Origin of the sequence: Aeromonas sp. HMWF016 (assembly GCF_963878195.1) — a bacterium.
GTDB classification, from domain to species: Bacteria; Pseudomonadota; Gammaproteobacteria; order Enterobacterales; family Aeromonadaceae; genus Aeromonas; species Aeromonas lacus.
Genome location: NZ_CAWNWX010000114.1, coordinates 47713 through 61506 on the forward strand (window position 1 = coordinate 47713; position 13794 = coordinate 61506).

Annotated in this window: 10 protein-coding genes; 8 read left to right on the forward strand and 2 right to left on the reverse strand. The window is 60.5% G+C overall.

Annotation, left to right across the window (positions count from 1 at the left end; genetic code table 11):
- Nucleotides 1–1034 (forward strand): glyceraldehyde-3-phosphate dehydrogenase (locus AACS24_RS19845; protein ID WP_258223003.1); only part of this gene is annotated, 1034 nt, incomplete at its 5' end.
- Between the two features lie 109 nt (nucleotides 1035–1143).
- Complete coding sequence (locus tag AACS24_RS19850; protein WP_108571756.1) at nucleotides 1144–1437, forward strand: YeaC family protein; 294 nt, start codon at nucleotides 1144–1146, stop codon at nucleotides 1435–1437.
- Between the two features lie 252 nt (nucleotides 1438–1689).
- Here the strand turns inward: AACS24_RS19850 and ansA are convergent, their stop codons facing one another.
- Nucleotides 1690–2697: an asparaginase gene (ansA, locus tag AACS24_RS19855; protein WP_005354141.1), complete on the reverse strand. Its 1008-nt coding sequence runs from the start codon at nucleotides 2695–2697 to the stop codon at nucleotides 1690–1692.
- A gap of 442 nt (nucleotides 2698–3139) precedes the next feature.
- On the opposite strand from ansA, the gene gltS reads away from it, so the two are divergent.
- The gene (gltS, locus tag AACS24_RS19860; protein ID WP_033112725.1) at nucleotides 3140–4339 is read left to right on the forward strand and encodes a sodium/glutamate symporter; all 1200 of its coding nucleotides are present in this window, start codon (nucleotides 3140–3142) and stop codon (nucleotides 4337–4339) included.
- Nucleotides 4340–4538: 199 nt separating this feature from the next.
- Here gltS and AACS24_RS19865 read toward each other — a convergent pair whose 3' ends face one another.
- Nucleotides 4539–6410: a methyl-accepting chemotaxis protein gene (locus tag AACS24_RS19865; RefSeq protein ID WP_108571757.1), complete on the reverse strand. Its 1872-nt coding sequence runs from the start codon at nucleotides 6408–6410 to the stop codon at nucleotides 4539–4541.
- A gap of 255 nt (nucleotides 6411–6665) precedes the next feature.
- On the opposite strand from AACS24_RS19865, the gene prfB reads away from it, so the two are divergent.
- The 5 genes from prfB (at nucleotide 6666) to AACS24_RS19890 (ending at nucleotide 13794) form a co-directional block, all read left to right on the forward strand.
- Nucleotides 6666–7764 (forward strand): peptide chain release factor 2 gene (gene prfB / locus AACS24_RS19870; protein ID WP_104014039.1). Its coding sequence is split into 2 segments (ribosomal slippage): nucleotides 6666–6740 and nucleotides 6742–7764, totalling 1098 coding nucleotides; the frame shifts between segments, so codons are not numbered across the junction.
- 16 nt (nucleotides 7765–7780) lie between these two features.
- A complete protein-coding gene (gene lysS, locus AACS24_RS19875) occupies nucleotides 7781–9316 on the forward strand; it encodes a lysine--tRNA ligase (protein WP_033112728.1) in 1536 nt (511 codons plus the stop codon).
- Between the two features lie 197 nt (nucleotides 9317–9513).
- Nucleotides 9514–11301: an assimilatory sulfite reductase (NADPH) flavoprotein subunit gene (locus AACS24_RS19880; protein WP_181364242.1), complete on the forward strand. Its 1788-nt coding sequence runs from the start codon at nucleotides 9514–9516 to the stop codon at nucleotides 11299–11301.
- Nucleotides 11301–13025: an assimilatory sulfite reductase (NADPH) hemoprotein subunit gene (gene cysI / locus AACS24_RS19885; RefSeq protein ID WP_108571759.1), complete on the forward strand. Its 1725-nt coding sequence runs from the start codon at nucleotides 11301–11303 to the stop codon at nucleotides 13023–13025. Before AACS24_RS19880 ends, cysI begins: the two co-directional genes overlap by 1 nt.
- 10 nt (nucleotides 13026–13035) lie before the next feature.
- Nucleotides 13036–13794 carry a phosphoadenylyl-sulfate reductase gene (locus AACS24_RS19890; RefSeq protein ID WP_108571760.1) on the forward strand — a complete coding sequence of 253 codons (759 nt, stop codon included), beginning with the start codon at nucleotides 13036–13038 and terminating at the stop codon, nucleotides 13792–13794.

A 13794-nucleotide genomic window follows, 5' to 3' on the forward strand; every position in this document is an offset into this window, starting at 1 on the left:
TTGGCCGCATCGGCCGCCTGCTGGCCCGCCTGCTCATCGAGCGCACCGGCGCCGCCAATCCACTGCGCCTGCGCGCCATCGTGGTACGTGGTGGTCGCGATGGGGATCTGGAGAAACGCGCCAGCCTGCTGCGCCGCGACTCGGTACATGGCCCCTTCAACGGCTCCATCGAGGTGGATGTGGAGCGCAGCGCCATCATCGCCAACGGCACCTTTATTCAGGTGATCTACGCCAACAGTCCGGCCGATATCGACTACACCGCCTACGGCATTCACGATGCGCTGATCGTCGACAACACCGGGGTCTGGCGTGACGAGGCGGGTCTCTCCGAGCACCTGAAAGCACGCGGTGCCGGCAAGGTGCTGCTGACGGCTCCCGGCAAGGGGGAGATGAAGAACGTGGTGTTCGGGGTGAACCATGAGGTCATCGGGCCGGATGACAGAATCATCTCCGCCGCCTCCTGCACCACCAACGCCATCACTCCAGTGCTCAAGGTGATGCAGGAGCGGTACGGCATCCGCCATGGCCACGTGGAGACGGTCCACTCCTACACCAACGATCAGAACCTCATCGACAACTATCACAAGGGGGAGCGCCGCGGTCGCAGCGCCGCCCTCAACATGGTGATGACCAGCACCGGCGCCGCCAAAGCCGTGGCCAAGGCGCTGCCCGAGCTCAAGGGCAAGCTGACCGGCAACGCCATCCGGGTACCGACCCCCAACGTCTCGCTGGCCATCATCAATCTGTCGCTGGAGCAGGCCACCGATCGGGAGAGCCTCAACGCCTATCTGCAACAGATGGCGCTAAGCTCGGCCCTCCATCGCCAGATCGACTTCAGCGCCAGTACCGAGCTGGTCTCCTCCGACATGGTGGGTTCCCGTTATGCGGGCATCGTCGACTCCCAGGCGACCATCGCCGAGGGGGATCACTGTGTGCTCTACGTATGGTATGACAACGAGTTCGGGTACAGTTGTCAGGTAGTGCGGGTGATGGAGCAGATGGCTGGCGTAGTCCGCCAGGATCTGCCGGCATAGTCCGCCAGGATCTGCCGGCATAGACCGCCAGGGTCTACCTGCATGGCCCGCCAGGATCTGCCGGGCTGACCCCGAAGTTTATGGCTCAATAGTTCAAGGAGAAGGCTGGATGTCGTTTCAACAGGGTGAGTTTTTGCAAGCAATCAGGCAGATGCCCGCAGAGGTGTACGAGCGGCTCAGGACCGCAGTCGAGCTGGGCAAGTGGCCCGATGGCAAGCCCCTCACCGACGAGCAGAAGGCCACGTCGCTGCAAGCCGTGATGGCCTGGCAGGCGATGCATCTCGACAACCCGGAGCACATGAACATCGGTCGTGACGGCGAGATCGTGATGAAGAGCAAGAGCGAGCTCAAGCGTCAGTATCGCGACGAGGAAGAGATCGTTCGGGTCGACCTCAACCACTGAGCCTGACCCGGCAGGCCGCTTGCGGCGGCCACAACAGAGAGGGGAGCCATAATGGCTCCCCTCTTTTTTCCTATCTATGCAGGATGACTCATCCCCAACCCTTCTCCCGCCAGGGGAGAAGGGAGCAGGCTCGTACCTGCGGACAGTGAGCGGGCCACCAGCCGGCGAGCTTCATGGCAAGCCTCGTGGCCAACAGCACCTCGATCTATCCCCTCTCCCGCCGGGAGAGGGCTAGGGTGAGGGCCGCAACGCTCAGGGAGTCAGCTCCCCGCGCAGCGACTGCTGCATCAGCTCGCGAATGCGGTGGGAGGGCAAGTCCTGGCTCAGCAGGAAGTGCAACTTGGTGAGCGCCGCCTCAGCGGTCATGTCAAAGCCCGAGATGACCCCGGCCCGCGACAGAGCATTGCCGGTGGCATAGCCGCCCATGTTGACCTTGCCGTGCAGGCACTGGCTCAGGTTGACGATGATGACGCCGCGAGCGGAAGCCTCGGAGAGCAGCGCCAGCATGGCCGGGTTCTGCGGCGCATTGCCGACCCCGAACGAGAGCAGGATCAGCGCCTTCACCGGCTGTTGCAGGATGTTGGCGATCACCTCGCTGGAGATACCCGGATAGAGGGTCACCACGCCGATCGGCTGGGGGGTGATGTCGTGCAGCACCAGCGGGCGCTCGGAGGGCACGCCCAGCTCGCCCGCTTCCAGCGAAATCGCGATCCCGGCGTTGAGCAGCGGCGGATAGTTGGGCGAATCGAAGGCGTGGAAGCCATCGGCGTGCACCTTCTTGCTGCGGTTGCCGCGATAGAGCTGGTTGTTGAAGAACAGCGTCACCTCGTGGATCGGGTAGTTGGCCGCGATGTAGAGGGCGTTGAGCAGGTTCTGCTGACCGTCGGAGCGCAGCTCGGCGAGCGGGATCTGGGAGCCGGTGATGATGACCGGTTTGTGCAGATCTTCCAGCATGAAGGAGAGCGCCGAGGCGGTGAACGACATGGTGTCGGTGCCGTGCAGAATGACGAAACCGTCGTACTTGTCGTAGTTGTCGCGAATATCCTCGGCGATGCGCTGCCAGTCCGCCGGGGTCATGTCGGAGGAGTCGATGAGAGGGGCATATTCGTGGATATGGTAATCCGGCATCTCGGGACGATGGAACTCGGGCATCCGCGCCAGACAGTCTTCCATAAAGCCCGCCATCGGCACATAACCGTGGTCGGAACGCTGCATCCCTATGGTGCCGCCTGTGTAGGCGATGTAGATGGACTTCTTCACACCCTCTCCTCTCTGTGGGCCGAAAACCCGCGAATGATAAACCATGCGGGGCGAACCGGCTGCTCGGATCCCGTCCGTTTCCGCCGCGGGCTGGAAACCGGCGAATTATAGAGACTGACGCCTCAAATGACAGCCGTTCTCTGCGCCTTTTCGGCGTTTAGTTGCCATACCTCAATGGTGTTAAATTTCACAATAAGACACTAAAACGAGCATTAATACGACAAAGATGGAATTAAACGATGCTTTTTGCTACAATCCGCCGGATTTTACTAAAATCTCATCTGGATGCCTGAGCATTTCAGGCCCGCACAAGCCCCATATTTGCTGGGGCGGGGAGATGTTTCCCCTTCTTTGCTGGCACATTAAGCCACACTGTTTTTATCCCGGCTGAATCTGTGAGTCTTCACCCCGAAGGCACAGCCAATCAACATGGGAGTACTGAATGTTACAACTTGATTCCTACGCAACCCTGGTCGCTGCCACTCTGGTCCTGCTGCTTGGCCGCATGCTGGTCACCCGGGTCGGACTGCTGCGCACCTTCAACATCCCCAAACCGGTTGCAGGCGGTCTGGTCGTTGCCCTGATCCTGCTGCTGCTGCGCTCTACCATGCAGCTGGAGCTGCAATTCGATACCAGCCTGCAAACCCCGCTGATGCTGGCATTTTTCGCCTCCATCGGTCTCTCTGCCGATCTCGCCAGCCTGAAACGCGGCGGCAAGGCGGTGGTCACCTTTCTGATGGTGGTCACCGGCCTGCTGCTGGTGCAAAATGGTCTGGGGGTCACGCTGGCCACCATGCTGGGCCTTGATCCCCACATGGGACTGCTGGCCGGCTCCATCACCCTCTCCGGCGGACACGGTACCGGGGCGGCCTGGAGCGCCACCTTCTCCGAGAAGTACGGGGTGCAATCTGCCGCCGAGCTGGCCATCGCCTGCGCTACCTTTGGTCTGGTGCTGGGTGGTCTGATCGGTGGCCCGGTAGCCCGCTATCTGGTCAAAAAAGTGGAGGTGCCCGGTGAGGAGCACAACCGCGACGACGCGCCGCAGGGCTTCGAGATGCCCGATATGGAGCGCCCGCTGACTACCTTCAGCCTGATCGAGACTCTGGCCCTTATCGCCATCAGCCTGAAAGGGGGCGAGCTGCTCTCCGCCTACCTCAAGGGGAGTGCGCTGGAGCTGCCCATCTTCGTCTGCGTGCTGTTTGTCGGCGTGTTGCTGCGCAACCTGCTCACCCTCTTCAACTGGCATGAGGTGAGCGATCGCGAAGTATCGTTGCTGGGCAACGTCAGCCTGTCACTGTTCCTGGCGATGGCACTGATGAGCCTGAAACTGTGGGATCTGGCCAGCCTGGCGCTGCCCATCTTCATCCTGCTGGCCGCCCAGACCGTGGCGATGGCACTCTACGCCATCTTCGTCACCTTCCGGGTCATGGGCAAAAATTACGATGCAGCCGTGCTGGCGGCGGGTCACTGCGGCTTTGGTCTGGGTGCCACCCCGACCGCGATTGCCAATATGCAGGCTATCACCCAGCGCTTCGGCCCCTCCCACCTGGCGTTTCTGGTGGTGCCCATGGTGGGCGCCTTCTTTATCGACATCATCAACGCCATGGTGATCAAGCTGTTTATGGCGATGCCATTCCTCTAATACCCCTTCCTGTCAGACGTATAAGAACAGAGCCCACCTTTGGTGGGCTCTGCCATTTCTGCGCGCGGGCGACCTCGGCTCGTCACTCTTTCTGCACCTCATTCATTCGGTCATTCCTGCGAGATAGATAAATAAAAAGCCCCGCACTCGGCAGAGTGCGGGGCTTTCTCGGGCGGCCGTGCTCGCCGCGCTTCAGAACTTACAGGATAAAAGTCGAGACCTGTTTGTTGAGGTCGGTTGCCCGCCCCTTGAGGCTCTCTGCCTGATCCAGATCGCGCATCGCAGCGGCGGTGATCTCGTCACTCACATCCTTGATGGCGGTGGTGTTCTGGGTGATTTCGCCGGTGACCTGAGTCTGCTCCTCGGCGGCAGTGGCGATCTGGCCAGCCATGTCGGAGATAAGCGATACGGCCTGGGTGATCTCCTCCAGCGCAGCGGCAGCAGCATCGGCATCCTGTACGCTGTTGTCCGCCAGCCCCTGACTGGTCTGCATCAGGCTCACCGCACGGGCTGTGGTCTGCTGCAGGGTCTCGATGGTAGCGTGGATCTCCTGGGTGGAGTCCTGGGTACGCTTGGAGAGCACCCGCACCTCATCGGCCACCACGGCAAAGCCACGACCCTGCTCACCGGCACGAGCCGCTTCGATGGCTGCGTTCAGTGCCAGCAGGTTGGTCTGCTCGGCAATGCCCTGAATGGTGGAGAGAATGCCGGAGATGGCCTGAGCATGACGGCTCAGCTCGCCGATAACCTCGGTGGCCTGCCCCACCTCTTGCGCCAGATTGTTGATGGAGGCGCGAGTCTTGTGCACCAGCTTCTTGCCCTGTTCGCTGCTCATGGTCGATTGCTGGGCGGCGGCGGCGGTGTTTTCGGCGTTACCGGCGATCTCCATGGTGGCGCTCGCCATCTCGGTGACCGCAGTGGCGACCATGGTCACCTCCTGCTGCTGACGCTGCAGCTCGTCCACGGCGGCCTGGTTGGTCACCAGACTGCGCTCGGCATCGGCGTTCAGCTCGTTGGCCAGCTGGCGGATATTGGCGATCAGCTGGTGCTGGCTGCCGACGAAGCGGTTGAAGCTGTTGGCCAGCTGGCCCACTTCATCGTTGGCGTCGATCTTGATGCGTTGGGTCAGATCACCGTTACCATCTGCGATGCGAGCCAGTGCCTGGGATACCTTGCTGAGCGGGCCAAGCAGCATGCTGACCAGCCAGGAGATGGCGAGGATGCTGCCCACCAGCACCAGCAGCGCCAGACCGAGCTGGGTCATCAGCAGGGAGGAGAGCGGCGCCTCAAGGGTATCCTTGTCCAGCACCAGTACCAGCTCCCAGTCAGTATCGGGAATGTCGGTCGCCCACAGCAGCTTGTCACGCCCTTCGTTTTCGAAGTAGGCAGGCACCAGCCCCTGACTCGCCTTGCTCTGTTCGATCAGGGCATTGGTCAGATCGTTGTCGATCTCGGTGGCCGGCTTCATCGCCTTGGCGGCATCCTTGTAGGCGATGACGGTACCATCCTTGTGCATCATGATGGCAAAGCCGTCAGCCGGCAGTTTCATCTTGGTAACGTCGTCCACCAGCGAGGCGATGGAGAGGTCGCCCCCCACTACGCCACCCTGCGCCGGCTGGGCCAGGGTCACCACCATGATGTTGTAGGCCACATCCAGATAGGGTTTGGTCACAATGAGACCGCCCTTGGCCATGGCTTCCTGATACCAGCCACGGGAGCGCGGATCATAGCCACTGCGGTTGATGGAGGGGTCGGAGTCGTTCATCTTGCCGCTGCTCTCGCCAAAATAGGTGAGCTGGAAGCGGCCGGAAACCTGGGCCTGTTGCAGGGCGTTGAGGGGCTCGGCTCCCGCCTTGCTGCCCAGCGCCTGAATGACGTCGCGGCGGGCTGCGAGCCAGTCGCTGACGCTGGTGGCCTGCTGGTTGCCAAGACGCTGAACCTGCTCCTGGCTGCCCTGCAGCAACAGGTTTTTCTGGCTGCTATAGCTCTGCCAAGAGAGCATCAGGATCACCAACGAAAGGGCAATCACCACCGACAACAGTATCTTCTGTTTGAGTGATAGGTTTTTCATCATCTGTTCTTCTTATATGAGGTTAGGAAGCAGTTATCTCGTATGTACACCGAACGCTAGTAGTCATTAGCGACCCCCTGCTCCAAAACTGAACAGGAAAATGGATCGACGGGCGATATTTTCTCCTGATGCGCGGAAAACTGCATCAGAAATTGCTCACCTGGCGCGCGTAAACTCAGGCAACCCTGTTTATTCCTTCCACAATTGGCTAGAATGACCCGTTTTCAAATCACATCGATCCTGAGAGTTTTCACGATGTTCGAAGTTAATCCCGTTTTAAATAAACTTAAGGAGCTGTCTGAGCGGACCGAGCTTCTTAGGGGGTACCTTTGACTATGACGCCAAGAAAGAGCGTCTGGAAGAGGTCAATGCCGAGCTGGAACAGCCGGATGTATGGAATGAACCTGAGCGCGCACAGGCGCTGGGCAAAGAGCGCGTAGCGCTGGAAAACGTAGTCGGCACCATCGACACCCTGACCCAGGGTGTTGACGATGTCGAAATGCTGGTCAGCCTGGCCGTCGAAGGGGAAGACGAAGAGACCTTCAACGAAGCCATCGCCGAATCCGAACAGCTGGAAGCCAAGCTGGTGGACCTCGAGTTCCGCCGCATGTTCTCCGGCCAGCACGACGGCTCCGACTGCTATATCGATATTCAATCCGGCTCCGGTGGTACCGAAGCACAGGATTGGGCCAACATGGTGCTGCGCATGTATCTGCGCTGGGGCGATGCCCACGGTTACAAGCCCGAGCTGATTGAATGCTCCGAGGGCGACGTGGCCGGCATCAAGTCCGCCACCATCAAGTTCACCGGCGAATATGCCTTCGGCTGGCTGCGTACTGAAACCGGCGTGCACCGTCTGGTACGCAAGTCCCCGTTCGACTCGGGCGGCCGCCGTCACACCTCCTTCTGTTCTGTGTTCGTTTACCCGGAGATCGACGACGATATCGAAATCGATATCAACCCCGCCGACCTGCGTATCGACGTCTACCGCGCCTCCGGTGCCGGTGGGCAGCACGTTAACCGTACCGAATCCGCGGTGCGTATTACCCACGTCCCGACCGGTGTCGTGGTACAGTGCCAGAACGACCGATCCCAGCACAAAAACAAAGACCAGTGTATGAAGCAGCTGAAAGCCAAGCTCTACGAGCTGGAAATTCAGAAGCAGAATGCCGAAAAACAAGCCCTGGAAGAGACCAAGTCCGATATCGGATGGGGCAGCCAGATCCGTTCCTATGTGCTGGATGACTCCCGTATCAAGGATCTGCGCACCGGCGTCGAAACCCGTAATACCCAATCGGTGCTCGACGGTGACTTGGACAAGTTTATCGAAGCCAGCCTGAAATCAGGTCTGTAAACAAGCAGGAATCACCATGTCTGAACAAACCATCACTCCGGAAGTCGATCAAACACTCGAACTCAACAACGAGATGACTGAGCGTCGTTCCAAGCTGGCCGCCCTGCGCGCCCAGGGCAATCCTTTCCCCAACGACTTCCGTCGTGACAGCCTCTCCGGCGATCTGCAGGCAGAGTTTGGCGACAAGAGCGCCGAGGAGCTGACGAGCCTGGGTAAACGGGTGAAGATTGCCGGTCGCATCATGACCCGCCGGATCATGGGCAAGGCTTCTTTCGCCACCCTGCAGGACATGGCCGGCAAGATCCAGGTCTACGTCACTCGCGACGACCTGCCGGAAGGTTTCTACAACGAGCAGTTCAAGAAGTGGGATCTGGGCGACATCGTGGGTGTCGAAGGTACTCTGTTCAAAACCCAGACCGGTGAACTCTCCATCCATGTCTCCGACATCCGTCTGCTGACCAAGGCGCTGCGTCCGCTGCCCGAGAAGCACAAGGGTCTGACCGACCAGGAAGCTCGCTGCCGTCAGCGTTATCTGGACCTGATCGCCAACGAAGAGTCCCGCAAGACCTTCGTAACCCGTACCAAAGTGGTTGCCGGTATCCGCAAGTTCCTGAACGACAAGCGTTTCATGGAAGTGGAAACCCCCATGATGCAAGTCATCCCGGGTGGCGCTTCTGCCCGTCCGTTCATCACCCACCACAATGCGCTGGACATCGACATGTACCTGCGTATCGCTCCGGAGCTCTATCTGAAGCGTCTGGTGGTTGGTGGTTTCGAGCGTGTCTACGAGATCAACCGCAACTTCCGTAACGAAGGTATCTCCGTTCGCCATAACCCCGAGTTCACCATGCTCGAGTTCTATATGGCCTACGCCGACTACATCGACCTGATGGACCTGACCGAAGAGATGCTGCGCACTCTGGCACAGGACATTCTGGGCGACACCAAGATCCGTTACGCCAAAGAGGGCGAAGAGGGTCTGACCATCGATTTCGGTCAGCCGTTCCAGCGCCTCTCCATGGTTGACTCCATCCTGAAGTACAACCCGGATGTCACCCGTGACGATCTGGCCACTCTGGAGAAGGCGACTGCCGTCGCCAAGCGCCTGAAGATCGAGCTGATGAAGAGCTGGGAACTGGGCCACGTGATCACCGCGATCTTCGAAGAGACCGTTGAACACATGCTGCTGCAACCAACCTTCATCACCGAGTACCCGGCTGCCGTTTCTCCGCTGGCCCGCCGCAACGACGTGAACCCGGACGTAACCGACCGTTTCGAATTCTTCATCGGTGGCCGCGAGCTGGCCAACGGCTTCTCCGAGCTGAACGATGCAGAAGATCAGGCCGAGCGTTTCCAGGCTCAGGTTGACCAGAAAGCCGCTGGCGATGACGAAGCCATGTTCTACGACGCCGACTTCGTTACCGCGCTGGAGCACGGTCTGCCGCCGACTGCCGGTCAGGGTATCGGTATCGACCGTCTGGTGATGCTGTTCACCAACAGCCACACCATCCGCGACGTCATCCTGTTCCCGGCTCTGCGTCCGCAGAAGTAAGGTTCATGCCCGCCGGGATCCATCCCGAGCGCGATAGCTTGAAAACGCCCCGCCACTGCGGGGCGTTTTTTTATCCCGTTTGCCACTGCATACCTTTCTAAATGCAATAATGGAATAAAGGTTATATTTTTATTCTTTGTTGCTATCCATCACACCCCTTAACCTGACCACAACTCAGACCATGGAAGACGTGTGTGATGCAATTGAAGGACTCCCTGATCAACCTGACTCCCCTCTCCGACGAGCAGCAGCGACAGCTGAGCCAGGCGCTATCGACCCTTAACACCCAGCAACTGGCCTGGGTGAGCGGTTATCTCTACGGGCTCTCCCAGACCGGCTTGCAGCCTGCCGTGACCGGTTCGGCCGTGGCTGCGCCCAGTGGCAGCCTGACCATTCTCTACGGCTCCCAGACCGGCAACGCCAAAGGTGTCGCCAGCGCCATCAAGGCGCAGGCCGAGGCCCGTGGCCTGCCCGTCACCCTCGCGTCGATGGCAGACTACAAACCCAAGCAGCTCAAGAAGGAGAGCCACCTGCTGGTGATAGTGAGTACTTACGGGGAGGGTGAACCGCCAGAGAGCGCCGTCGACCTCCACGACCAGCTGAAGAAAGGCAAGATAGGCAAACTCGAGGGCCTCAAGTTCGCCGTGCTGGGGCTGGGTGACAGCTCCTACGAATTTTTCTGCCAGACCGGCAAAGATTTTGACGACTTCCTCGCCAAAGCGGGGGCTGAGCGCATTCATGAGCTCGTCAGCCTCGATGTGGATTATCAGGATGCCGCCAGGAGCTGGGGCGAGCAGGCAATCAACGCCATTGCCGCGACCCTCACCACTGGCGCAGCCAGCAGCGTGGCAAGCGCGGTGCAGCAGGCGGTTGGCCACAGCCAATACAGCAAGGAGAACCCCTTCCCTGCCCGCCTGTCGGTCAATCAGAAGATCACCGGCCGGGATTCCACCAAGGATATCCGCCATATCGAGATCAATCTGGCCGACTCCGGCCTCACCTATCAACCCGGTGATGCCCTCGGCGTCTGGTTCGACAACGATGCCGAACTGGTGGGCGAAGTGCTGGCCCTGACCGGCCTCTCCGGCGATGAAGCCACGGCCCACGGCACCTTGCGCGCCGCACTGCTAGGTCACTTCGAACTGACCCGGCTGCTCGGCGGCTTTATCACAGGTCTTGCCGAGATCGCAGACAACGCAGCGCTGAAAGATCTGGCGGGCGACAAGGCCCAGGTCAATACGCTGGTCGCTTCAGCCCAGATTGTGGATGTACTGAAGCGCTTCCCGACCGCACTCACGGCCGAGCAGCTCATCGGCCTGCTGCGCCCCCTAACCCCGCGCCTCTACTCCATCGCATCAAGCCAGCGCGAAGTGGAAGAGGAGGTGCACCTGACCGTCGGGGTGGTGCGCTATCCGCAAGAGGACGGCACGGTGCGCAGTGGTGGCGCCTCTTCGTTCCTCGCTGATCGCCTTGAAGAGGGCGCCGAGGTACGGGTGTTTGTCGAGCACAACGACAACTTCCGCCTGCCCGCCAATCCCGATACCCCCGTCATCATGGTGGGCCCGGGCACCGGCATCGCCCCGTTCCGCGCCTTTATGCAGGAGCGGGAAGCCATCGGGGCCTCGGGCAAGAACTGGCTGTTCTTCGGCAACCCGCACTTTACCCAGGATTTCCTCTATCAGGTGGAGTGGCAGCGTTATGTGAAATCGGGGCTACTGTCGAAGATCTCGCTGGCCTTCAGCCGGGATCAGGCCCACAAGATTTATGTGCAGGACCGCCTGCGCGAAGCGGGCCAGGAGCTCTATCAGTGGCTGGAAGCAGGCGCTCACTTCTATGTGTGTGGTGACGCCAACAAGATGGCCAAGGATGTGCAGGAGGCCCTGCTGGATGTGATTGCCGAACACGGTCACAAGAGCCGTGAGGAAGCAGAAGAGTATTTGAGCGAATTGCGTCGTGCCAAACGTTATCAAAGGGATGTCTATTGATGAGCAAACAACCTCTTTCTCACCCCAAAGCGGGACCGGTCGAAGGACCGCTGGCCGACAACGAGCGCCTCAAGCGCGAGAGCAATTTCCTGCGCGGCACCATAGAACAGGATCTGCAGGACCCGCTCACCGGCGGCTTCAACGGCGACAACTTCCAGCTGATCCGCTTTCACGGCATGTACCAGCAGGATGACCGCGATATCCGCCCGGAGCGCGCGGCGCAGAAGCTGGAGCCGCTGCATAACGTCATGCTGCGTGCCCGTCTGCCCGGCGGCATCATTACTCCGGCTCAGTGGCAGGTGATCGACAAGTTCGCCGAAGAGAATACCCTCTATGGCAGTATCCGTCTCACCACCCGGCAGACCTTCCAGTTTCACGGAGTATTGAAGCGCGACATCAAGCTGATGCACCAGACTCTCAACAGTACCGGTATCGACAGTATCGCCACCGCTGGCGACGTGAACCGCAACGTGCTCTGCACCAGCAACCCGGTGGAGTCCGAGCTGCATCAGGAAGCCTACGAGTGGGCCAAGAAGATTTCCGAGCACCTGCTGCCCAAGACCCGTGCCTACGTGGAGATCTGGCTGGACGGTGAAAAACTGGGGCAGGATGAGGAGCCGATCCTGGGTTCCAACTACCTGCCACGCAAATTCAAGACGACCGTGGTGATCCCGCCTCACAACGATGTGGACATCCACGCCAACGATCTCAACTTCGTGGCCATTAGTGATCACGGCAAGCTGGTGGGCTTCAACGTGCTGGTGGGAGGTGGCCTCGCCATGACCCACGGCGACACCAGCACCTATCCGCGCAAGGCGAGCGACTTTGGCTTTATTCCGCTCTCCCACGTTCTGGAGGTGGCGGCCGCCGTGGTCAGCACCCAGCGCGACTGGGGCAACCGGGTCAACCGCAAGAACGCCAAGACCAAGTACACCCTTGAACGGGTCGGTGTCGAGGCCTTCAAGGCCGAGGTGGAGAGCCGCGCCGGCATCCAGTTTGGCGAAGTGCGCCCCTATGAATTTACCAGCCGCGGCGATCGCTTCGGTTGGGTCGAGGGGATCGACGGCAAGCACCACCTCACCCTGTTTATCGAGAATGGCCGCCTGTTAGACTTCCCGGGCAAGCCGCTCAAGACCGGCATGCTGGAGATCGCCAAGGTGCATCAGGGGGATTTTCGCCTGACCGCCAACCAGAACCTGATCATCGCAGGCGTGCCGGCTGGCGAGAAGGCCCGTATCGAAGGGCTGGCACGCCAGTACGGCCTGCTGGATGACGGCGTCAGCGAGCAGCGCAAGCAGTCGATGGCCTGTGTGGCCCTGCCTACCTGCCCGCTGGCGATGGCTGAAGCGGAGCGCATGCTGCCCGCCTTCGTCACCGAACTTGAAGGGCTGCTGGCCAAGCACGAGCTGGCGAACGATGCCATCGTCTTCCGGGTCACCGGCTGCCCCAACGGCTGCGGCCGCGCCATGCTGGCGGAAGTAGGTCTGGTGGGCAAGGCGCCCGGCCGCTACAACCTCCATCTGGGCGGTAACCTCGAAGGGACGCGCATCCCGCGCATGTACCGGGAGAACATCACCGAGCCACAGATCCTGAGCGAACTCGACGCGCTGATCGGCCGCTGGGCCAGCGAGCGCGGACCGGGCGAAGGGTTTGGCGATTTCGTCATTCGCGCCGGAATCGTCGCACCTGTGGTCAACTCGGCCACCGACTTCTACGCAGCCTGAGGGGGATATCATGACTCTCGATCTCGACTACCTGCTGACCCTGACCCGGGACGAACAGGTTGAGGCACTGGCTCCCCATAACCGGGAGCTGGAGCAGATGAATGCCCCCGAGCGGGTGCGCTGGGCACTGGCCAATCTGCCGGGGGAACATCTGCTCTCCTCCAGTTTCGGCATTCAGGCAGCGCTCATGCTGCATCTGGTGAGCCGCGAGCGGGCCGACGTGCCGGTGGTGCTGACCGATACCGGCTATCTCTTCCCCGAAACCTACCGCTTTATCGATGAGCTGACCGAGCGTCTTGGGCTCAACCTGCAAACCTACCGGGCGGTGCTCACCCCCGCCTGGCAGGAGGCGCGTTATGGCAAGCTGTGGGAGCAGGGAGTGGAAGGGATCACCCGCTACAACCAGCTCAACAAGGTCGAACCCATGGAGCGCGCCCTGCAGGAGCTGGGTGCCCGCACCTGGTTCTCGGGGCTGCGCCGCGAGCAATCGGGCAGCCGTCAGGGATTGCCGGTACTGGCCATCCAGCGCGGCCGCTTCAAGTTCCTGCCGGTGATCGACTGGAGCAACAAGGACATCTTCTACTACTTCAAGGAGTTCGACCTCCCCTACCACCCGCTGTGGGAGCAGGGCTACCTCTCGGTAGGCGATGTCCACACCACCTCCAGGTGGGAGCCCGGCATGAGCGAGGAGCAGACCCGCTTCTTCGGCCTCAAGCGCGAGTGCGGCCTGCACGAAGAGAACGGTGAAAACGGCGGATCGGGCATCTGA